Raw genomic sequence first — 21,141 nt, forward strand, 5'->3', positions numbered from 1 at the left:
TTGAAGAGGTTGGAGTGGTGGCCGGTGATCTTGTCCCACGGGCCGTGCAGGTCGTAGCCCTGGATGGTGGCGTAGTCGAGGTTGCGGAAGATCTTTGGCACCTCGAGGCCGGCGTCGATGACGCGGGTGGCGGCGGGCAGGAACGCCGTCAGCAGGGCGGAGCGCCGGTACTCGTTGAGCTGGGACCTGAGCTCGGCGACGAAGGCGGTGAAGTTCTGCTTGTCCTCGGGGCGGACGACGTTACCGGGGGCGCCGGGGAAGCCGGGCCACTCCCAGTCGAGGTCGATGCCGTCGAAGATGCCGGCGCCCGCGCCCTCGGGCAGGCCGGGCAGGTTGCCGCGCAGCCACAGGTCGATGCAGGACTTGGCGAGCTTGCTGCGCGACTCGGGGGTGAGGACGGCGTCGGAGAAGTGCGCGGAGCCGGTCCAGCCGCCCAGTGAGATCAGGATCTTGAGCTTGGGGTACTTGGCCTTGAGCTTCTTGAACTGGTTGAGGTTGCCGTTCAGCGCCTGGCCCTCCGTGTCGGCGACGCCGTCGACGCTCTGCTCGGCGGGCACGGGCCGCTGCCAGTCGGCCCAGGGGTCGGAGGAGTAGCACTCGGCCTGCTGGTTCACGAGCCCGAAGGCGTAGTTGATGTGCGTGAGCTTGCGGGCCGCTCCGCTGGCTTCCATGTCCTTGACGTGGTAGTTGCGGCCGTAGACGCCCCACTGGATGAAGTAGGCGACTCTCTTGAAGCCGTCGCGGTGGGCTTCGGCGGGGGCTGACACCACCGTCATGCCGAGTAAGAGGGTGAGGGCGAGCAGGACCTTCTTCACGTGACGTCTCCCGAATTTATAGGAAACTTTCCTTTAAGTGGCACTGACGGTAGGACGTCGCGATCGGCCAGTCAACGGGCGGACGGCAGGCTGCTGCATGCCGGTACCGGCGGGCGCGTAAGAGGCGCCCCGGCCGCTGGAGCCGGCGTCCTCCGGTGGCGGGTCCGGGCGGGCCGGCAGCGCGGGCCCGGATGAATACCGTGCCACCCGTCTTGGGCGGAAGTTGGGCGGGATTTGAGCGCCCTCACTGTCATCCTGCGAATGCCGGTCAGGCAATAAAAGGGCGGGCCGTCACCGACGGGAACGCGGTCTTCACGCCTGCGAAAGGAAATGCCCACATGTCCAAGCTGATCACAGTCGACGAGTGTGAGCGTCTTACCGCAAAACAGGTTCACGACCTTTACCGCAAATATGTCAGCCGCAGCCAGGTGTCCCTGATGACCTCGTTCGGATTCGGCCGCGAACTGGTCGACCGGGCGGAAGGCGCGTGGATCTGGACGCGTGACGGCCGCCGCGTCCTCGACGTCACGGGCGGGGTCGGAGTTCTCAACCACGGGCACAATCATCCGCGCATCCTGGCCGCTCGCCGCCGCTTCGCCGACCGGCGGCGCATGGAGGTGCACAAGACCTATTTCTCGCCCTACGTCGCCGCGCTCAGCCACAACCTCGCCCAGTTGCTGCCCGGCGACCTGAACATGTCGTTCTTCCCGAATTCCGGCGCCGAGGCCGTCGAAGGCGCGGTCAAGATGGCGTACAAATACCATGAGAGCAGAAGAGGGCAGATCCTCCACGCCGACATCAGCTTTCACGGCAAGCTGCTCGGATCCGCCGGCCTCACCGGCGGGGCGCAGAAGAATTTCGCCTTTCCCACGATCCCCGGCATCGGCAGCTTTCGCTACGACGACCTCGATTCCGTACGGGACGCGGTCCGCCGGGCCCGCCGGCCAGACGGCGGCTGCGATGTGTACGCGATTCTCATCGAGCCGTTCAGCGCGTCGACCATGCGGTTGTGCTCGGAGGAGTTCCTGCGCGGGCTGCGGGATCTCTGCACCGAAGAAGGCATCATCCTGATTTTCGACGAGATCTACACCGGATGGGGGAAGTCCGGGAGCCTGTTCTATTTCATGCGTTACCCCGATCTCGTCCCGGACATCCTCACGACGTCGAAATCGTTCGGCGGCGGAAAATCCTCGGTCTCGGCTTACATCGCGAGGGAGCCGGTGTTCCGCAAGGCGTACGACAACCTCACCGACTCCCTCCTGCTCAGCACGAGCACGACGTATTACGGGTTCGGCGAGGAGAGCGTCACCGCCATCGAGGCCGTCAACATCGCCGTCGAGGACGACTATCCGAAACGGGCGAGGGACATCGAGCAGGTATTGGCGCCAGGTCTGGACCGGATCCGCAAGGAGCATGGTCATGCGGTGGCCGACGTGCGCGGCGCCGGTGCGCTGTACGGCGTCTTCCTGGACGGCGGGCCGCGCATCCTCGATCTCGTCGCCAAATTGGCGCCCAGCGGCCTGGCTCGCGACCCGAATTTCCGCGTCAAACTGATCACCTGCTCGGTCATCGACGCCTTATATCATGATCACGACGTCTACGCGTATTACACCTTGAACGGCCGGAATCCGCTCGTCGTGGCACCCCCTTTGGTGGCGGAGCCCGCGGATGTCGAATACTTCCTGGACGCCCTGGACCAGACCTTGGCCAAGGGCCTGTCGCGGCTCCTCGTCCGATTCGTACGGGAGAAGGTGGCGCCGCGATGGCCGAGCGGATCGTAGTCACCGGAAGCGCGGGAATGCTCGGCGGCGTACTGGCCCGGCATCTCGTCGGGCAGGGCCGTGACGTCGTCGGCGTGGACCTGCGCCTGTCGCCCGACCCCGGCTACGGCTGGCGGCAGCGGATCGGTGACATCCGCGACACCGCGCTGCTGACCGACGCGATGGCGGGGGCCGACGCCGTCGTGCACTGCGCCGGTGCGCTGCCGAGCTACCCGGCTGCCCAGATCCACGACGTGATCGTCCACGGCACCCGCAGTGTGCTCGAGGCCGGACGCCGCGCCGGCGTCGAGCGGGTCGTCCACATCTCGTCCACCGCCGTCTACGGGCTGCCCAAGCTGGTGCCGACCCCGGAGGATCATCCGCGCGAGCCGGTCGACCCGTACACGCGGGCCAAGAGCGCGGCGGAGGAAGTGGCCGAAGAGTACCGGGCGGACGGCATGTGCGTTCCGATCCTGCGTCCCAAGACCTTCGTCGGCCCCGGCCGGATGGGCCTGTTCGCGATGCTCTTCGAGTGGGCCGAGGAAGGGCGCAACTTCCCCGTCCTGGGCGACGGCAATACCCGCAACCAGATGCTGGCCATCGAGGATCTGGTGGAGGCCGTCGTCGGCGTCCTTTCCGCTCCGGCGGACGTGGCGGGCGACACGTACAACATCGCGGCCGCGGAGTTCGGCACGGTCCGGGAGAACTTCCAGGCGGTGCTCGACGCCGCGGGCCACGGCAAGCGGGTGGTCTCGCTCCCGGCTCGGCCGGCTCTGGCCGGACTCCGGATCCTGGAGCGGATGCGGCTCTCCCCGGTGTACGGGCGGCTGGCCCACAAACTGCTCGACGACTCCTACGTCAGCATCGACAAGGCCCGTGACCGGCTCGGCTTCCGGCCCCGGCTGTCCAACCGGGAAGCGATCCTCCGCACGTACGAGTGGTGGCAGGAGCAACGTCAGGCCAGGTCGTCCGGGAGGGCGGGCCGGACCAGCCGCGATGCCTGGCGGCAGGGCGCACTGTCACTCGCGAAGGTCTTCTTCTGAGCCTGGCCGGAGGTTGCGACATGCACGTCATGGGATCCACCGGTGTGCCGAGGAACTCCGAGCGCCCGGACTCACCGGCAGAGCAGGCCGAGGGCGGCCGGCTGCGGTGGGTCCTGGACCTCGTCCGGCTGGCGCGGCCGCTGCACTCCGTCAAGGCGGTCTTCTTCGTCCCGCTCGCGCTCATCGACGCCTGGCCCTGGAACGTCGCGATGGCCGGCAGGATCGCGTGGGCTGTGGGCGCGTTCATGCTGGCCTCCGCCGCGGTCTACGTCGGCAACGACATCGCCGACCGGCACCGGGACGGCCGCCATGAGGTCAAATGCCACCGCCCCATCGCCTCCGGCCGGATTCCGGTGCCGGTGGGATACCTCTACTGCGCCGGACTGCTCGCCTCGCTCGGCGCGGTGCTGGCCTTCGCCCCCGTCCCGAGCTGGCCGGTGCTGGTGTACCTGGGGCTCAACGTGGCCTACAGCCTGGTTCTCAAGCACGTCCCGCTCGTGGACCTGAGCGCGGTGGGGCTGGGCTTCGTCCTCCGGGTCGTCCAGGGCTATCTGGCGGTGGGCGAACCCGTCGCGCACTGGCTCCTGGTCACGGTGCTGGCCGTGTCCGTGCTGTTCCTCCTCGGCAAGCGACGCCAGGAACTCCTGGGCGCGGGAGCCGCGCACCGGCCGGCGCTCCGCGGCTACACGGTGGAGCTGACCGGCTGGCTCATGCAGGTCACGTCGGTGTTCGCCCTCATCTCCGGCCTCATGTACCTGGGAACCGGGGCTTCGCTGAGCCGCGACCACGGCCAGACGGCGATGGCGCTGTCCGCCCCGTTCGCGCTCTTCATCGTCTTCCGCTACCTGCAGATCCAGCTGACGAGCCGGAACGACGGCGATCCGGTGCGGCACCTGCTGCGCGACCGCACCCTGCAGTGCGCCTGTGCTCTGTGGGCGGTCGCGTTCAGCGTCCTGTTCGTGCTCGGCCACCATCCCGCCGCGCCATGAACGCGCGCCATGAACTCACGCCCTGGCCGCGTCCGGGTGAGGAACCGATGCCTGCCATGAGTGCTCACGAATTCGACGTTGCGATCATCATCAACTATTACGCTCCGTACGTCAGCGGGCTGACGATCTATGCCCAGACGCTGGCGGAGGGGCTGGCCAAGCGGGGGAGCCGGGTGGCGGTCGTGGCCGTCCAGCACGACGAGTCGCTGCCCCTGCGGGAGCTCCGCTCCGGCGTCTCGATCTTTCGCAGCCCCGTCCGCACCAGAATCGGGCGGGGGCCGGTGAGTCCGCAGTTCGTGCCCCTTGTCCGGCGTGTCGCTCGCCGGTCGGCGATCGTCAACCTGCATGTGCCGATGCTCGAAGTGGCGCCGATCGCGCTGAGCGTGCGGGACCGGCCGTTGGTGATCACGCACCACACCGACCTGTGGCTGCCACCGGGAGTGGTCAACTCGGTCGCGACGAACGCGGTCAGCCGTTCCACGTGGATGGCGATGCGGTTCGCCGACGCCGTCGTACTGAACAGCTCCGATCAGGCGCGTGGCTCCAAGCTGTGGCCCATGATCAGGCGCAGGCACTGGCGCGGGATCGCGCCGCCGTGCCTGGATCGCCGGGGCGCCGAGCCGAACCATCGTGACGGGCCCGGGCTGCACATCGGATTCCTCGGCCGGATCGTGGAAGAGAAGGGGATCGAATACCTGATCCGGGCATTCCAGCTGCTCGACGACCCGGACGCCCGGCTGCTGATCGGCGGCGACTGGATCGAGGTGGCCGGCGGCGGAATCGAAGATCGGCTTCGCCCGCTCATCGGCGACGACAGCCGGGTGCGGATGCTCGGCATGCTGAGAGGAGGCCAGATCGACGACTTCTACGCGTCGATCGACGTCTTCGCCCTGCCGTCCATCTGGGAATCCTTCGGCATCGTGCAGGCCGAGGCGATGATGGCCGGCGTCCCTTCGGTCACCACGGACTTTCCTGGAGGGCGCTCGCCCGTCATGGAAACGGGGTTCGGCCGCCGGGTCCCGATGCGTGATCCGGCCGCGCTGGCCCGCGCGATCACCGAGCTCGCGGCGCTGACCCCGGCAGAGCGCGCGGAGGGCGGGCGCAGGGCCCGGGAGCTCTACGACAAGGAGAACTGCTTCAAGGCGTACGAGGAGCTGTTCGATCAGCTCGTTCCGCTCCGGGACTGCCCTTCCGTCATCGGCTCGCATCGCCGAACCACGATGGTGCGATAGCGGTGCGTTCGTCGAAGAGCGTTCTCAAGGTTCTGAGAGTGGCCGTCTACGCGGCCGTCGCCGTCTTCCTCGGCTGGCAGGTCTGGCGTGTACGACATGGCCTCGCGGACAGCCTGAGCTCCGTGGGCTGGGGCGCCGCCGCTGCCGCGGTGGGGGTCACCGTGATGGCGAATTTCCCCGGATTCTTCGGGTGGCGGCTCCTGGTGACGCGCACCTGCGGACGCCTCGCCGTTACCGACGCGGCCTGGCTGTATTTCCTCTCCGGGGTGACGATCTACCTGCCCGGGGCGATGTGGCCCACCGTCACCCAGGCCACGCTCGCCCGGCGGGTCGGAGTGCCGGCGACCAGGCTCCTCGGGGCGGGCCTGGTGATGATGATCATGACGGCGATCGGCGGGACCCTGGTCGGGCTGCTCGCCCTCCCGCAACTGGTGGCGGACAGTCCCCGATGGTGGCTGATGGTGCCGCTCGTGCTCTGCGCCTGTGTGGTCATGCTGGCGCCGCCCCTGCTGAGGCGACTGATCCGCCTGGGCCAGCGGCTACTGCGACGGGGCGAGCGTGAGATCACGCTTCCCACCGGCAGGGTCTCCCTGGCGGTGATCGCCCTGGGCGTCCTCGGATGGTGGTGCACGGGCCTGCACGCGGCGATCATCGGCATCGCCCTCGGGGTGCCCGCGGCGTCCGCCATGACGCTGGGCATCGGAGGGTTCGCGCTGAGCGCCGTCGCCGGAGGGCTGTCGTTCGCGCCCGCCGGCCTGGGAGTGCGCGAGGCCGTGCTCAGCCTCACCTTCGGCGTTCTGCTCGGCGGGCCGGACCTGGTCACCCTGCTGTTGCTGAGCCGGGCCATCACGACCCTGGGCCACGTGGTCGCGACCCTCGGCGTGCTGGGGCTGCTGGCCGGAATCCGCCGGGTGAAACCGTCAGACACCTATCGACAGGTCAGTTAGGACGCACGCTCCGATGGAACACGCACAGGCGCAAGAAGGCAATCCGTCCCTGTCCCCGCCCGAAGGAGACGACACCGGGGAGCCGCGGGACACCCAGGGCGCGCGACGCCGCTGGTGCAAGGGGACACGGCTCCTCGTGGCCGCCACGGCGGCGTGGATCACGTACCTCGTCCTGCTCATCCTGTTCGCCGGGCGGTGGTGGGTGTGGTCCGTCTTCGAGGCCACTCCTCCGGTGACGGCGGTGGTGGTGCCGCTGCTGCTGCTCGCGTTCGTGTGGTTCGCGCGCCCGGTCCGCCGTTGGCTCTCGGTCGTCCTGGTTCTCCTGCTGCTGGCCGGGGCCTATCTGGCCGGTTACGGCCGTGGATGGTCAGGCGCCACCAGTGCCTCCGGCGGGATCAAGGTGTTCGCCTGGAACACCGGATACTGGGAGATGTGGGACGACAGGGATGACTTCTACGCCTTCCTGCGCCGCCAGGATGCCGATGTCTATCTCTTGCAGGAATATCTCCACGCGAAAGAGGCCGCGCCGTACAACCACGTATTCCGCATCGACGAGTCGGCCCGGCTGCGGACGGAATTCCCCGGCTACCACCTGTCCGTCGACAGCACGTTCGTCACTCTTTCCCGGCTGCCCATCGTCGCGACGCACCATGAGCACGTGCCCGGCACCGGCTCCCAGTGGTTCTGGAAGGCGGCGAAGAACCAGCGCACCGACATCCGGATCGACGGGCGCACGGTCTCCTTCTACAACGTCCACTTGCCGACGCCCTTCCGGCTGGGGGACAACCCCTTCCGCGGCAGCCTCTCCGGCGTCTTCACCTCGCAGACCGCCCGGCTGATCGAGGAACAGGCCACCTGGCGGCTCAAGGAACTGGACAGGCTGCGCGCGGACCTCGCGGGCAACCCCAACCCGGCGGTGGTGGCGGGTGACTTCAACACGCCCTGGATGGACCTCTACCCCCTCGGATCCGGTACGGAGGCGCACTGGCCCCGGAGTTCCCTGGGGGCGCCTCACACGTGGCCCGTCCGCGACTACTCGCTGCCCGCGCTGTGGCGTCTCGACTGGCTGTACACCAAGGGCGACGTGGCCGTCTCCAACCACCGGCTGGCCGGCGGAGGGGCCTTCTCGGACCACCTGGCCCAGCAGTTCCACGTAGGCGTCCCCCGTCCCTCGTGACGAGACAGGAGCAGACATCGATGCAGGTCATAGCCACCGGGTTGGGCCGTACGGGAACGACGTCCCTCGAGGTCGCGCTGGTACGGCTCGGATTCGGCCCGTGTTTCAGCGCGGGAGCGATCTTCGACAGGACGGAGCTGATCCGGCCGCTGCTCCGGATCATCGAGGACGACTCGGCGCCCTGGGAAGGCATCCTCACCGGGTATGCATCACTGCTGGGCGAGCCGGCCTCCGTCTGCTGGCGCAGGCTGGTCCACTGCTATCCGGAGGCGAAGGTCGTCCACACGGTGCGCGACCCCGAACGCTGGCTGGACAGCATACGGAAGACGCTGTACGAGCGGCGCCGGCGCGTCGATTCGCTGCCCGGAAAGGCCGCTGTCCTCCTGTCGTCGATGTTCGGCACGGACCTCGCCCCCCTGGTCAGGCTCTTCCAGGTGACGTACGAGGCGCAGGCCCTGCGCTTCCTGGCCGAGCAGACACCGCAACGCGCTGTCGAGCTGTTCGAGGAGCACACCGCGCAGATCCGGGAGACCGTACCCGCGGACCGGTTACTGGTACTCGACGTCCGCGACGGCTGGAAACCGCTCTGCGCATTCCTCGACGTGCCGGTGCCCGATGAGCCGTTCCCCCGGGTGAACGACACAGCGGAATACAGCAGCAGCCGAGGCGGCTTCGGAGGGAGGGCGCTCCCGCTGCTCCTGGGCCGGACGCGGCCATGCACCTGAGGTACCGGCGCCGCCGGGATCCGCGGCCCTCTCCCGAGTCGCAGGCGGTGGCGGACAGGCGGGTGACCGCACATGGTCCGAGGGCTATGTCGGCAGCGGCTTGAGCTCCGCCAGGTCGTCGGCCGGCCGGCGGGGCGCGAGTGCGGGATCGTCGTGCAGGACCGCGGCATGGAGCTGCCGGAGCCGGGGCCCTGGCGCGATCCCCAGCTCGTCGGCCAGCCGATTCCGCACGCGCGTGTACGCGGCCAGCGCCTCGGCGCGGCGACCCGAGCGGTAGAGCGCGACGATGAGCAGGGCCCAGAGCTCCTCGTGCAACGGGTGATGCGCGACGAGCCGGTGCAGGTCGTTGGAGGCCGCCGCGTGCTCGCCGAGCCGGATCCTCGTGTGGTAGTAACGCTCCAACGCCCACAACCTCCGTTCGGTCAGCCGGGTGAGCTCCGAACAGAGCGCGGGCCCCGCCCGGCCGCCCTGCATGGGCGCGCCCCGCCACAGGTCCACCGCCTGCCGCAGCGCCGTCACCGCCCGGGACAGTTCATCCGCGGCGAGCGCGCGCTCGGCCTCGTCCAGCAGCCGCTCGAAGACGTCGGCGTCCAGCTCGCCCGGCTGAACCACGAGCAGATAGCCACCGCTACGGGTGAGCAGCCGGTCCCCGCCATGCGGCACCGCGTCCAGCCGGCGGCGCAGCCTGGACACATAACTCCGCAGGTTCGTCTCCGGGGACGCCAGCGGGCGATCCCACACGGATTCGACGAGATAACCGACGCTCACGGGCTCGTTCGCATGCAGGAGCAGCGCGCCGAGCAGCGTCTGTTCCCGTGCCCCGCCCAGGTTGACGCGAGCCCCGCTCTTGAGCACTTCCACCGCGCCCAACACCCGGAACTCCACCGGCCCGATCCTCCCGGCGATCTCGAGCCGATCGCCCTGCGTGTCTGGCATGCAGCCTCCCCCGTTTCGCGTATCAGTAGGTGCCGATCCTTTTGGTTGTCCAAGGTGCTGAATTGCGCGGACGCCCGGCTGATTGTCCGGGGCGTTCATGGAGGGCAGAATCGCCACCGGGACGTGGAACGCGATGGCCAGTTCTGCATCGTCCCCTCCCGTGTCGGTCCAGGATGTCCGGATGCTACGGGAAGCCGATTTCGATCCGCTGTACGCGGCTACGCGGGCTCGCGCACCGGCTGCCGGTCATCGAGATCAACCGGCGAGCTCCACTGCGAGGGTGCCGTCCGCCAGGTCATCACCTGAAGAACGCCAGCCGATCGTCAGCTCGTCGAACTTCCAGTGGCAGATCTCTACCCGGACCCCGTCGAAGTCCAAGACGATGGGGCAGTCGGCGAACCAGTCCCCGTCCTCGACGAAACGCACGATCGCGCGGCAAGGCCCGGTCCGTGCTGCACGCGGACAGCTTCGAGCCCGACGAGAAAGGTCGGCTCGAACCCGGAAATCCCCATCACGCCAGGCGATTGTCCAGGCTCTATACGGAACCGGCCAGCTGATAGCGAACAGCCCCGCTTGACAGAACAGACTCCACATAATGATGGGCCCGGAGCTGGCGTAGGACGCCGCCGGTGGCCTGCCGAACGATGGGCGGTCGCGCAGCCCCATCCGTTCGTGCGGGAAGACCCGAGCGGGCTGGGGTTTTCGTGGTTCAACGATATGACAGGGGTGACGGCGATTCGGATCGCCGTCACCCTGTCGGAGTTACGTGGAGGGCTGGCGGACGAGCATCACGTGGCTGGTCCTCGCTGACTCGACGGCCGAGTTCGCCACCGATCGGATGACGTACGTGTACTTGCCGGCCGTCTCGGGCGTGTCGGCGAAGCTGAACGACCCGTCGGCACCGGTGGTTATCTTGGCCAGACCCTTCGAGGTACTGCCCTCGGAATTGGAGACGGTACGGACGACAGTGACAACGCCGGGCGGGAAGGTGATGCCGTCGGCGGCGAACGTTCCGCTGAAGGCGAGTGGCTCGCCGACGGTGCCGGTCTGCGGACCGGTCACCGTGAGCACCGGCTGGTACCGGCTCACCGCGACGACAGCCGTGTCCCAGCTGCTCCGGAACCATGAGTTGCCCGGCCAGGACAACCTGTATTCGTACGACCCTCCTGCCGGTGCGGTGTCGGTGAACTGGTAGGTGCCGTCCGCCTCCGTGGTGACTTCCCGGAAGGGCCGCGAGGTGCCGTCGGGGAGCCAGCTGTACAGCTCAAGCGTCTGTACGCCGGGCAGCGCGCCGGAGCTCAGCGTGAGCCGCCCGTGGAAGGTCAGCTGCTTGAGCGCGGTCGCCTCGGAAGGAGCCGTCATGGTCAGGGCGGAGGCGTGGTACGGCGAATGCGGCAGCCGCCAGAGGTGTATCCGCCCGGTGCCGGGCTCCTTCAGCACCGCGTAGGTGAGTACGCCGTAGAAGGCGATGCTGCCCGGCACCAGCGTCTTCCCCTGGTGGCCGGCCGAGTAGATCACCTCCGCCGTGGCCGGGTCGTACACCACGAGCTCCGCCGCGTCGCCCGCGGCGGAGTTCCAGCCGCCCACGACGTAGTCGTCGTCCTGGCTGGCCGCGACGGCGGCGGGGAGGCCATGCTCGCTCAGCTCGCCGCTGTCGTACGCGCGTGTCGTGGTTCTGGTCGTCGTGTCCCAGGCGTCGAACCGGTGGGTGTCGGCCAGCGCCGACAGCGCCGTCGACCCGTGGTCGGCGAGCGCGAGGTCCCGCAGGGCCGTGCCGGCGCGCATCTCGCCGAGCGGGGTGGCCGGAGCGGTGCCGACGTCGTACAGCCTGATCGAGGCAGGGCCGGCGCCCGGCTCTCCCACGGCCAGCGTGCGCCCGGCGACGGCGACCAGCGGAGGCTGCGTCGTGCCCGACTCGACCGGCACGAGGGCGGGCGTGGGCCTCCACGTCTCGAGTGCGACGACGCCTCCAGCCCCCGCCTGGCCGCACCCGTAGCCGACCCACACCCGCTCGTACGCCTGCGCCAGCGTGGACGGGCACGGGTAGGCGCTGAGGTCGACCCGCCTGGTGATGGCGAGCGTCGCGATGTCGATTTCGATCACTTCATGCGAGTCGCGCAGCGCCGCGTAGACATGTCTGCCGTTGTCCGCCACGGACAGGGCCAGGGCGCCGGACAGGCCGCCGATCGTGTCGATGAGCGTGCCGTCGCTCTTGGTGACCACGATCCGGTCGTCGGCGGCGACGAAGATCTTGCCGGTGTGCCCTACCACGTCGCCGCCCCTGCCGGCGGCTACGCCGAGGTCGGTGACGGTGTCGGCGGCCGAGGCGGCGGGCGCCTGGGCGACCAGCAGGGCCGCCGCCAGGAACAGGGAGCCGGCCAGGGCGACTAATCGGTGGGAGAGAGGAGCACGGCCAGAGTTGGAGAAGCGCACATGCACTCCATTCAGGCGGGAAATTGTCGAACTCATGTTCGCATACGTGATCATCACCGTCCAGTGCGATCTCAGACCGTGCGGACCTCGTACGGGGGGTCGGTGGCGCGGTGTCGCCGCCAGGGCACATGCCTGCAAAGCCGGCCGACAGGCCCAGTGGGCTCACCAGCGCCACGAAGGGCTGGACATGTGCGAGCCGAGGAGCGCGGCCGGCCGGCCTGCCCCGCATCCGGTAGGGCACGCCGGACCGCCTCGCCGTAGGCGCCTGACCCGTCGCGGCGAACGATCGCGACCCCCGGGTGGGAGCGCAGCCACGTTTCCAGGACCTCGGCCCCGCGGCCGGGCAGGACATCGATCCGCTCGCCCGTCTCGGCGTCGATGAGGATGGTGGCATACCGGTGCCGGCGCTTGAGCGCGAAGTCATCGACCCCCAGCACGCGCGGGATCCGCAGCGGCGGCAGCGGCAGCCGCATCAGCAGGGTTCGATGGGCTCGTGACGCTTCTCGGTCGTGCGGGGTCGATGGCACGGCCGACTGGAGCGGCCCGGGACCGGGCGCCTAAACACGGCTCCCACGCCGGCTGCGGAGCTCGCGCAGATCCACCCGGACGCCGCGGAGGTCCCTGCCGCCGACCGCCTCCCATTCGACCCGGAAGTTCGCGCGATACTCACGGGGCGACATGTTCTTGAGTTCGCGGAAACGGCGGTTGAAATTGGAGAGGTTCCCGAATCCGGAGTCGGCGGCGATCACCGAAACCGAGCGATCCGTGTCGCGCAACAACTGGCAGGCCCGGTTGACGCGGACGAGGTTCACGTAGTGGGAGACGGTGAAACCGGTGCTGCGGGAGAACAGCCGGCTGGCGGCGCTGGCGTTCATGTGCGCCGCCGCTGCGATGTCGTCCAGCGACAACCGGGCCGTGTAACCGGAATGAATCACCTTCATCATGGCTTGGATCCGCAGCGCGGTGCCGTGGTGGAGAACGGACGGGCTCCGTCCCGTCGCGAGCAGGATGTAGGGCGCCCGGCTCAGCATGACGAGGATCCTGATCAGCTCGACCGTCCGCTCCGGGGCCGCGAGCCGGTCAAGGCCCGCGAGCGGGGGGACCACGTCAGGAAAGTGGATGCCGCGCAGCGAGTCGTCGAGCATGCGCCCGACGTTTCCGAACACCGGTGAGTCGAAGAACTCCGGGCCGAGAAAATCCCGGGTGAAATGGACGACGATCGCCTCGATCGGCTCGCTCTCGGGCGTCGACACGTACGTGTGCGGCAAATCGGGACCGAACAGGGAAAGGTCTCCGGGCCGGTATTCCTCCACCGAGCTCCCGGCCAGGCGGGTGCCGTTTCCGTTGAGGATGTAGGTCAGCTCGTAATCGTGATGAAAATGCCAGTAAGCATCCAGCCGGGGCTCCTGGAACCGAGTGTAGCGCCAGTTGACCGGGAATTCCGGCTCAAGATGCTCATAGACGATACGCATTGACCCTGGTCCTTCTTTCGCGCAGCCCGGTCCCCCGTGCTCTCCACTCAGCGTAGCCGCCGCGCCGGCTCACCCGTCGTGGCCCTGGGGCCCGGACTCTCGCCGTCCGGCTACGGCGTCAGCCGGACCTCGCGGCCACCGATGACGTACTCGGTGAGGTAGATGGAGCCGTCGGGCCCGGCAGCCACGCCGTGGGGACTGTTGAGCGTGCCCTCGACCAGGTCGGGTCGGCTCAGGGTGCCGCCGCGCCGGGCGTTCGGCCAGCCGTCTCTCTTGCCGGCGGCGGGAAACGGGATGATGTGCCGAAGCGCGCCCGTCTCCAGGTCCACCGCGGTCAGCGCGCCGTCGAGGTCGGTCACGATGAGTTCGCGCTCTCGTACGGCGAGGCAGGTCGGACTCCTCAGCCCGGGGTGGGTAAAGGTGCCGTGGTATGCGCCGTCCAGCCCGAAGGTGACCAGCCGCCGGTTGCCCCTGTCGGCCACGACCAACTCCCGGCCGCGATCCGTTTCGGTGATCACGAGGCCGTGCGGGCACGCGAAGGGCAGCCCCGATTCGGAGCCGTCGATGGTCCTTTCGTGCCCGCGGTCGCCGTAGAGGTGGACGAGGCTCGCGCCGTAGCCGTCGGCGACGAAGACGGCCGGCCCGTCGACCGCGATGGAGGTGGGCCGCCAGGGATCCTTCGCGTACGCCGGGTGCGACGGCCGGCTCAACGCGGTGAACTGTCGCGTCCTGAGGTCGAGGCGGCCACCGCGGCCTTCGCGTGCCTCGACGTCGTAGTCCGGCGGTCGCGGCTTGAAACCCGGATCCGCGAGCCAGAGCGCACCTCCATGGCGAGGGTCGTAGCTGATCCCGTGGATTTCGAGCAGGGGCACCTCGATCTGCTCGACACCGCCGTCGAGCGCTCGCCGGACCAGAACCGCCCCGCCGCCGGGGTGCGCCCAGAACAGGTTCCCCTCCCGATCCAGCGCTATGCCGGAATGAGACCATTCCGTGCTCGCCGGTACCCCGGACGGAAGTGTCTGCCAGCGCATCGTCCCGCCGGACGCGGTGCCGCCCGCCGCGTCCCGGCGCTCACTTCCACGCAACGAACACCGCTCCTGTCTGGTAGGTCGGCAGGTCGCCCGCGAAGGGCAGGTGGCCGTCCTGCTCTGCGGACACGAGCGTGAGAGAGGGCACACCCGCGACCAGCTGGGTGATCGCCTCGGCGATCACCACCCGCGCCAGTTGCTGCCCGACGCAGCCGTGCGTCCCGTATCCGAATCCGAGGTGCCCGAACGCGTCGCGGCCGACGTCGAACTCGTCGGGGTTCGCGAAGCGTCTCTCGTCGCGGTTGGCCGCCGCGGGCGATACCCACACCGACTCACCCTTACGGATGCGCATGCCTTCAAGGACGACGTCCTCGGTCGCCGTCCTGGGGAAGACGGACACGAACATCCCGCCGTACCTGACGAACTCCTCCACCGCGGTCGAGATCAGGGCCGGCTCGGATCTCAGCCTCTCAAGCTGCGCGGGACGGGAGAGCAGCAGGGCGGCGCCGGTCGCGATGATGTGCGCGACAGCGTCGCGGCCCGCGGCCATCAGCAGGGTCAGGATTCCCTCGATCTCGTGTCGTGAGAGTTCGGATCGCAGCAGATCGCTGACGACGTCCTCTCCGAGGTCGTCCTTCTTGACGTCGAGCAGTGTCCGGACGAAGCCGAACATCAGGTCCAGCGGCGCCTCCTCGACGTAGGCCGCCGTGAACCCCTCGATGTGGTCATCGGGGATCCCGAGCACGCGGCAGTGGGCGAACACGGACACGGGCTCCGCGTAGTGCTTGTACAGGTCCGCGGGTGAGCCGTGGGTGAGAAATCGCTCAAGCTGCTTCCCCGTGAACGCCGCGATGGCCGCTCTATGGCTCTGGGCGGACTTGACGGAGAAACGGCCGATCACCGCCCGCCGCAGTTTCACGTGCTGCGGCGAGTCGAGCGAGAGCAGGTTTCCGGACGCGATCGAGCGCAGCGCGTCCTCGTCCGCGTCGCCGAAGGAGCGGGTCGGCCCGAGGGGGAACCGCTGCGGTTGCTGGCTGAACCTCGCGTCCCCGAGCACGGCGCGGGCGAGGGCGTGCCGGGTCACGAACCAGCCGACGTTTCCGTCGGACGCCTTCATCCGCGTCGCCGGAGCCTGTGCCCGCCATTCGGCGAAGCGGGACGACGGCCGCTGCGGCGTCCCGTCGAACGGCATGGTGACGGCGGTGTGGAACGGGCAGCCCGCCGCCGTGGTGTCGGGTGTGGTGGAAAGCGAGTCCGTCACGATCGCTACCTTCCTGTCAGTGAACACGTTGTCTTGATCGGTCGAGACCTTCGGCCGGACGGCCGACCCGCTCCCGGGCGATACGGAAGTCGCGCGGCATGTTCCACCCGACGATTCCGGTGACGACTCCGTCTCGCTGGACGGCGGCGACGAAGCGCCCCGACGAGGTGTCGCCCGCGATCGTGTCCAGCGAGGCACCGTCGCAGCGCCCGAAGACCTGGATCTTGGTGCCGAACAGCTCCGACCAGAAGAACGGGACCGGTTGCGCGGTGGGTACGGCGCCGGTGGCGATGGTCCGGGCGACGATCTGCGCCTGCTCGGCGGCGTTGAGCTGGTGCCCGACCCGGGCGGGGATCCCCGTTGCGGGGTCGGTCCAGGCCGCCACGTCGCCCGCGGCGAAGACGCCGGGAGCGGCACGGCCCGCGGAGTCGCAGACGACCCCGTTGGACACGTCGAGCCCGCTCGATGACAGCCAGCCGGTGTTGGGGACGCATCCGATGGCCGCGACCACGAGATCCGTCTCGATGACGTCGCCGCCGGACAACCTCGCGGCCGACACCCGGTCTGCGCCGCGGAGCGCGACGACCTCCTCACCGAGTCGCAGATCGACGCCGTGCTCGCGGTGCAGTCGCGCGATGAGCGGCGACAACAAGGCGCCCGCCTGCGCGAGGCGCAGCTCCGGTGACCGTCCGACGAGGGTCACCGCGAGACCGAGCTTGCGCAGGCCGGCGGCGATCTCCGACCCCAGGACGCCCGCGCCTGCCACGACGGCGTGCCGGGCTGTGGCGAGGTCCGCTCGCAGGGCCGTGGCGTCGGCGCGGGTACGAAGACAGTGGACGCCCCCGAGGCCGTCGCCGTAGGGCGGCCGGCGGGCGGATGCCCCGGTGGCCACCACGAGGGTGCCGTAGCGCATGTCGTCACCCGAGGCCGTGGTCACGACCCGCTCGGAAGGGTCGAGTGACACCGCTGCCGTTCCCCGTACGAGCCTGATGCCGAGTCTGTCCAGCTCAGCCGGTGTGCACAACGCGGACTCGTCGATCGGCCACTCGCCGGACAGGATCTGCTTGGACAGCGGGGGCCTGCCGTACGGCAGCGCGTCCTCATCGCCGATCATGGTGATTCCGCCCGGGAAGCCCTCGTCACGCAGCGTTCCGGCCGTGGACAGCCCCGCCACCGACGCGCCGACGATGAGCACCTCTGATCGCGCACCAGATGGCATCCCCTGTTACTCCGCGATCCTGATGGCGCGAGCCGGGCACAACGTCGCCGCGCGTCTCACGGTCGCCTCGTCGGAGGGACCGATCGTCGGCTTCAGCATGATCACGATGCCGTCGTCGTCCTGGTCGAACAGCTCTCCGGCGACCAGGGCGCACTGGCCCGCGCCCACGCAGGCAGGCTTGTTGACGGTGACATCCATATCGAACCTCTCTGGAACGGGTGCCCGGGGGTTTCCGGGCCGCCGGCGACTCGGTGCCACCACGATCGCCGAGACACGCCGCAGCGGCCACGCCGCTATTGACCGATTCCGGTACTTTCATGGCATTTGCTGGCTTCTCTCGGCCGCAGCGCCAATGCTCACCTCCTGTGAGCGCGCCGTGCTCGATCGCCTGAAAGCGATCAACCGCAGGTGAGCGAACACACGTCTGATCGGCGGGCCTCAACGGCATCGCCCGTCTCAGAGCCGTGACGTGAGAACAGAGGACCCCCCATGACTGCCTATCCCGCAACAGGAAGCGGAACCGAAACCGCCGCCGCCCCGGCGCCCCTGAGACGCATCGCGCCGCTCCTCACCGCGATGTTCCTCGTGAACGTCTTCGGTTACGCCGCCAACAACGCCGCCCTCACCGTGCTCCTGCCCACGCAGGTGAGGTCCGCCGCCGGCGATGATGCCGTCGCCACCCTGGCCCTCGTCACCAGCGTGAGCGCGATCGCCTCGTTCGGCATACCGCCGCTGGTGGGACTGATGTCGGACCGTACGCGAACCCGCTGGGGCCGCCGATCGCCGTGGATCCTCGCCGGCGGCGTCACGACCGCGGCCGCGCTCGTACTCACCGGAGCGGTCTCCACCGTGACCGGCCTGGTGATCGGCTCCTTCCTGATCCAGGCCACGATCAACATCGGCCTCAACATCATCCTGGCCACGATCCCGGAGGGCGTTCCGCCGAGGCGGCACGGACTCGCCAGCACCGTGCAGGGCGTCGGCATCCCCGTGGGCGGCGTCATCGGCGTTCAACTGGGTGCGGCGCTGGCCGCCTCGCCCATGGTCGCTTACGCGCTCCTCGGCGGCCTCTTCCTGATCGCGTCCGTCATCTCCGCGATACTCGTCCGCGACCGCTCCAGCACGGCGCTGGACGATCCGCGGCTTGAGCGGACGCCTATCGGGCGGCAGTTCATGGCGATGTTCAGCAGTCTGCGTGATCGCGACTATCGCTGGGTGTTCGTCTCCCGCGCCGTCATCTACATGGGCTATTACATCGTCTTCGGCTTCGGCCTGTACATCCTTCAGGACTACGTCGAGCTGCCGGCGGGACTCACGCCCACCGCCGCGGTGGCGACGGCACAGACGACCAGCATCGTGTTCCTCACCATCGGCACCCTGATCGCCGGACCGCTCGTGGATCGGCTGGGCCGGCACCGGGGCTTCGTGCTGATCTCGTCCCTGCTCCTCACGTCCTCGATCGTCCTGCCCCTGTTCTCGCCGAGCTGGACCATGTTCCTCGTCCAGGCCGGGCTGAGCGGATTCGCCCTTGGCGCGTTCCTCGGCGTGGACCTCTCCCTCGCGACCCTCGTGCTGCCCAAGACCGGCGACGCCGGTCGTGACCTGGGTGTCTTCCACATCGCTCTCACCGCGCCCCAGGTCATCGCGCCTTTCGCCGCCGCGCTGGCGGTGGAGAGGCTCGGCGGCTATCCCGCGCTCTTCGTCGTGGGCGGCGTGTTCGCGTTCCTCGGATCACTCACGGTGCTCCGGGTCAGACCCCAGCGCGTGGACAAATGATCGCCCCGGCCCCTGACGTACCAGGAGGATGGAACTTCATGTCAACGGACAGCGTCTCGTTCACGGCCGCGGTCGCCGCGATCTCCCGCCTCAGCGGGTTGCCGGCCGACCGTATCGTGATCTCGCCGATGACGGTCCCTGGAGATCACTCGGCCTTCGCCGTCGACGCCTCCGGGGGCCGCCTGCGGATCCGCGCGAGCGACGTCGTGGCAGCGGTGTCGGCCTACGCCGCGTACGCCCGGCGGACGGGTCTCGGCAGCGTGTCGCGTTTCGGCGTCCGGCCCATCTCGGGTGAGCTCATCGAAGGAGTGCCGATCGAGATGCGGTGCGGATACCCCATCCGCCTCGCGCACAACATCACGGTCGGCGGGTACACGACGCCGTATTTCGACTGGGACCAGTGGCAGCGGGAACTGGACCTGCTCGCGGCGAGCGGAGTCAACACCGTGCAGCTCACCCTCGGGCAGGAGGCGGTGTGGCTCAGCACCTTCCAGCGATTCGGCTACCGGCAGGACGAACTGCTCGCCTGGATCGCCCCGCCGTCCCACCAGCCATGGCAGTGGCTCAACAACATCGAGCACTTCGGCGATGGAACGAGTCTCGACCTCATCGAACGCCGTGCCGAGCTCGCCCGCCAGGTGCTGGGCCGCATGCGCGAGCTGGGAATGCGGGCGGTCCTGCCCGGTTTCAGCGGGACGGTGCCGCGCGGGTTCGCCGAGCGGAATCCCGGTGCCCGTACGATCCCGCAGGGCAAGTGGTTCCTCGACATGGCCGGCCCAGAACGCCCGGACTGGCTGGCCTGCGACACGCCGCACTACGACGCCGTCGCGGACGCGTTCTACGCCGAGCAGCGCCGCCTCTTCGACGCGGGCGGCATGTGGGCCGTCGACCTGCTCCACGAGGGCGGCAAGTCCGGCGGCGTGCCGCTGGCCGAGGCCGCCCGCGGCGTCGAGGCGGGAATGCAGCGGGCCGACCCCGCCTACACCTGGGTCCTGCAGGCGTGGGTCGGGAACCCGCGCCGCGAACTGCTCGACGCCGTTGACCGCGAGCATCTCCTCGTGATCGACCTGACCGGCGAGTCCTGGGAGCGGCTCGACGCGTTCGACGACACCCCGTGGGTGTACGGGATCCTGCCCAACTACGGCGGCCGGACGTCGCTGTACGGCGACCTGGCGGCGATCGCGGAAACCCCCGCGAAGCTCGGCAGGGCGGGTACGCGGCGGTTGACGGGGCTCGCGAACATGGCGGAAGGCGTCGGGAACAATCCGGTCGTCTGGGACCTCTTCCACGATGTGGCGTGGCAGCGCGACCGGATCGAGCTGGACGGCTGGCTGGCGTCGTGGACGGCGGCCCGGTACGGCACCGCGCGCCCGGAGCTGCGCGAAGCCTGGCGGATCCTGCTGGCCACCGCGTACGCGTCGTGGCGGGGCGCCGGCCCGGCTCCCGCGCCCGCGGAGTGGAGCACGGCGTTGTCCGGCACGGCCGTCGATGCCGCCGCCCACGCGGCTCCCACCGGGTCGTGGTTTCCGATGAGCGACAACGAGGTCGCCGGAGCGATCGACGGCATCGAGTTCGAGTTCTACGCGGGCACCGACTCGGTGATCGCGGCCGTCCCGAGCCTGCGCGCCAACCAGGCGAGCACGGTGGGTCCGCGAGCACTCGGCTATCCGGCCGGAGCGCTGGTGCCCGCGTTGCGTCTGATGTTGTCCGGCGCTCCCGCCGAGCTGACGCCCGGATTCCGGTTCGATCTCGTCGACCTCGCTCGTCAGGTGGTCGATGACGAGGCGCGACGCGTCCTTCCGGCCCTCGCCGAGGCCGCCGACGCGAAGGACCTGGACCAGTACGACCGCCTGGTGGCGCTCTTCCTCGACGGCGTCGAGGTCCAGGACGCGGTCCTCTCAACCGACGAGAACTTTCTGCTCGGGCGCTGGGTCGCCGACGCGAGACGGTGGGGAGGCACGCCGGACGAATCCGTGCGGCTGGCGACCGAGGCCAAACGGCTCCTCACGAGCTGGGGTTACGAGGATTCGTTCGTGCTGACCGAATACGCCACCCGGAGCTGGGCGGGTCTGGTGGGCGGCTACTTCCGCTCGCGCTGGGAGCGGTGGTTCGCCGAGGTGCGCAAGGCGCTGACCGCGGAACCGACCACGCCGGTGGACTGGTACCGCTTCGCGGCGGACTGGGTGGAGCCGGACGTCGAGTTCGCGGCGGTTGCGTCCGGCGACCCCGTCTCCGCGGCGACCGCCGTGCTCGGCTTCGCCGAACGCGTCGAGGCCGCGTTGCGGCAGACTCGGTTCACGCGGCCGGAAACCGGGTGAAGTGACCGAC

General features: G+C 69.2%; 18 protein-coding genes and 1 pseudogene. 9 read left to right on the plus strand and 10 right to left on the minus strand.

Going from position 1 to position 21,141, the window contains the following annotated elements; genetic code table 11:
- Positions 1–815 (minus strand): glycosyl hydrolase family 18 protein (locus tag AB0G11_RS15135; RefSeq protein WP_357586325.1); only part of this gene is annotated, 815 nt, incomplete at its 3' end.
- A gap of 338 nt (positions 816–1,153) precedes the next feature.
- On the opposite strand from AB0G11_RS15135, the gene AB0G11_RS15140 reads away from it, so the two are divergent.
- From AB0G11_RS15140 to AB0G11_RS15170, 7 genes are all read left to right on the plus strand, one after another.
- Complete coding sequence (locus tag AB0G11_RS15140) at positions 1,154–2,596, plus strand: aminotransferase class III-fold pyridoxal phosphate-dependent enzyme (RefSeq protein WP_357586327.1); 1,443 nt, start codon at positions 1,154–1,156, stop codon at positions 2,594–2,596.
- Complete coding sequence (locus tag AB0G11_RS15145; RefSeq protein ID WP_219501884.1) at positions 2,578–3,618, plus strand: NAD-dependent epimerase/dehydratase family protein; 1,041 nt, start codon at positions 2,578–2,580, stop codon at positions 3,616–3,618. Before AB0G11_RS15140 ends, AB0G11_RS15145 begins: the two co-directional genes overlap by 19 nt.
- Before the next feature lie 20 nt (positions 3,619–3,638).
- Positions 3,639–4,607 (plus strand): UbiA prenyltransferase family protein, encoded by a 969-nt coding sequence (locus tag AB0G11_RS15150; protein ID WP_357586329.1) that lies wholly within the window; start codon positions 3,639–3,641, stop codon positions 4,605–4,607.
- Positions 4,604–5,839, plus strand: coding sequence for a glycosyltransferase family 4 protein (locus AB0G11_RS15155; protein WP_357586331.1), 1,236 nt, complete (start codon positions 4,604–4,606; stop codon positions 5,837–5,839). The genes AB0G11_RS15150 and AB0G11_RS15155 overlap by 4 nt, the downstream gene beginning before the upstream one ends.
- Positions 5,840–5,877: 38 nt before the next feature.
- Positions 5,878–6,786, plus strand: a complete 909-nt coding sequence (locus AB0G11_RS15160; protein WP_219501879.1) for a lysylphosphatidylglycerol synthase domain-containing protein — start codon at positions 5,878–5,880, stop codon at positions 6,784–6,786.
- A 136-nt stretch (positions 6,787–6,922) separates the two neighbouring features.
- Positions 6,923–7,963, plus strand: coding sequence for an endonuclease/exonuclease/phosphatase family protein (locus AB0G11_RS15165; protein ID WP_357586333.1), 1,041 nt, complete (start codon positions 6,923–6,925; stop codon positions 7,961–7,963).
- A gap of 20 nt (positions 7,964–7,983) precedes the next feature.
- The gene (locus AB0G11_RS15170; RefSeq protein ID WP_357586335.1) at positions 7,984–8,688 is read left to right on the plus strand and encodes a sulfotransferase family protein; all 705 of its coding nucleotides are present in this window, start codon (positions 7,984–7,986) and stop codon (positions 8,686–8,688) included.
- An 84-nt stretch (positions 8,689–8,772) separates the two neighbouring features.
- Here AB0G11_RS15170 and AB0G11_RS15175 read toward each other — a convergent pair whose 3' ends face one another.
- The 9 genes and pseudogenes from AB0G11_RS15175 to AB0G11_RS15215 all read right to left on the minus strand — a co-directional run bounded on the left by AB0G11_RS15175 (position 8,773) and on the right by AB0G11_RS15215 (position 17,235).
- Positions 8,773–9,624: an AfsR/SARP family transcriptional regulator gene (locus tag AB0G11_RS15175; protein WP_357586336.1), complete on the minus strand. Its 852-nt coding sequence runs from the start codon at positions 9,622–9,624 to the stop codon at positions 8,773–8,775.
- A gap of 255 nt (positions 9,625–9,879) precedes the next feature.
- Complete coding sequence (locus AB0G11_RS15180) at positions 9,880–10,050, minus strand: hypothetical protein (RefSeq protein WP_357586338.1); 171 nt, start codon at positions 10,048–10,050, stop codon at positions 9,880–9,882.
- A 336-nt stretch (positions 10,051–10,386) separates the two neighbouring features.
- Positions 10,387–12,057: a hypothetical protein gene (locus AB0G11_RS15185; protein ID WP_357586340.1), complete on the minus strand. Its 1,671-nt coding sequence runs from the start codon at positions 12,055–12,057 to the stop codon at positions 10,387–10,389.
- A 218-nt stretch (positions 12,058–12,275) separates the two neighbouring features.
- Positions 12,276–12,536 (minus strand): annotated as a pseudogene (locus AB0G11_RS15190) (transposase); the annotation flags it as partial.
- A 78-nt stretch (positions 12,537–12,614) separates the two neighbouring features.
- On the minus strand, positions 12,615–13,529 hold the full coding sequence (locus tag AB0G11_RS15195; protein ID WP_357586342.1) for an AraC family transcriptional regulator: 915 nt from the start codon (positions 13,527–13,529) through the stop codon (positions 12,615–12,617).
- A gap of 110 nt (positions 13,530–13,639) precedes the next feature.
- Complete coding sequence (locus AB0G11_RS15200; RefSeq protein WP_219501867.1) at positions 13,640–14,560, minus strand: hypothetical protein; 921 nt, start codon at positions 14,558–14,560, stop codon at positions 13,640–13,642.
- A gap of 40 nt (positions 14,561–14,600) precedes the next feature.
- Positions 14,601–15,818: a cytochrome P450 gene (locus AB0G11_RS15205; protein ID WP_219501865.1), complete on the minus strand. Its 1,218-nt coding sequence runs from the start codon at positions 15,816–15,818 to the stop codon at positions 14,601–14,603.
- 16 nt (positions 15,819–15,834) lie between these two features.
- Positions 15,835–17,013: an FAD-dependent oxidoreductase gene (locus AB0G11_RS15210; protein ID WP_357586344.1), complete on the minus strand. Its 1,179-nt coding sequence runs from the start codon at positions 17,011–17,013 to the stop codon at positions 15,835–15,837.
- Between the two features lie 30 nt (positions 17,014–17,043).
- Positions 17,044–17,235 (minus strand): ferredoxin, encoded by a 192-nt coding sequence (locus AB0G11_RS15215; RefSeq protein ID WP_219501861.1) that lies wholly within the window; start codon positions 17,233–17,235, stop codon positions 17,044–17,046.
- Between the two features lie 291 nt (positions 17,236–17,526).
- Between AB0G11_RS15215 and AB0G11_RS15220 the strand changes: the two genes are divergently transcribed.
- Together AB0G11_RS15220 and AB0G11_RS15225 are read left to right on the plus strand one after the other, a co-directional pair.
- Complete coding sequence (locus AB0G11_RS15220; RefSeq protein ID WP_357586346.1) at positions 17,527–18,813, plus strand: MFS transporter; 1,287 nt, start codon at positions 17,527–17,529, stop codon at positions 18,811–18,813.
- 38 nt (positions 18,814–18,851) lie between these two features.
- Positions 18,852–21,131, plus strand: coding sequence for an alpha-N-acetylglucosaminidase (locus AB0G11_RS15225; protein ID WP_357586348.1), 2,280 nt, complete (start codon positions 18,852–18,854; stop codon positions 21,129–21,131).
- The last annotated feature ends 10 nt before the right edge of the window (positions 21,132–21,141 follow it).

The sequence above is a fragment of the Nonomuraea sp. NPDC023979 genome (assembly GCF_040639085.1).
In the GTDB taxonomy this organism is placed as follows: domain Bacteria; phylum Actinomycetota; class Actinomycetes; order Streptosporangiales; family Streptosporangiaceae; genus Nonomuraea; species Nonomuraea ceibae.

Coding starts and splice junctions, on each gene's coding strand:
- AB0G11_RS15140 (WP_357586327.1), top strand. CDS start 1,154: ATGTCCAAGCTGATCACAGTCGACGAGTGTGAGCGTCTTACCGCAAAA.
- AB0G11_RS15145 (WP_219501884.1), top strand. CDS start 2,578: ATGGCCGAGCGGATCGTAGTCACCGGAAGCGCGGGAATGCTCGGCGGC.
- AB0G11_RS15150 (WP_357586329.1), top strand. CDS start 3,639: ATGCACGTCATGGGATCCACCGGTGTGCCGAGGAACTCCGAGCGCCCG.
- AB0G11_RS15155 (WP_357586331.1), top strand. CDS start 4,604: ATGAACGCGCGCCATGAACTCACGCCCTGGCCGCGTCCGGGTGAGGAA.
- AB0G11_RS15170 (WP_357586335.1), top strand. CDS start 7,984: ATGCAGGTCATAGCCACCGGGTTGGGCCGTACGGGAACGACGTCCCTC.
- AB0G11_RS15175 (WP_357586336.1), bottom strand. CDS start 9,624: ATGCCAGACACGCAGGGCGATCGGCTCGAGATCGCCGGGAGGATCGGG.
- AB0G11_RS15195 (WP_357586342.1), bottom strand. CDS start 13,529: ATGCGTATCGTCTATGAGCATCTTGAGCCGGAATTCCCGGTCAACTGG.
- AB0G11_RS15200 (WP_219501867.1), bottom strand. CDS start 14,560: ATGCGCTGGCAGACACTTCCGTCCGGGGTACCGGCGAGCACGGAATGG.
- AB0G11_RS15215 (WP_219501861.1), bottom strand. CDS start 17,235: ATGGATGTCACCGTCAACAAGCCTGCCTGCGTGGGCGCGGGCCAGTGC.
- AB0G11_RS15220 (WP_357586346.1), top strand. CDS start 17,527: ATGACTGCCTATCCCGCAACAGGAAGCGGAACCGAAACCGCCGCCGCC.
- AB0G11_RS15225 (WP_357586348.1), top strand. CDS start 18,852: ATGTCAACGGACAGCGTCTCGTTCACGGCCGCGGTCGCCGCGATCTCC.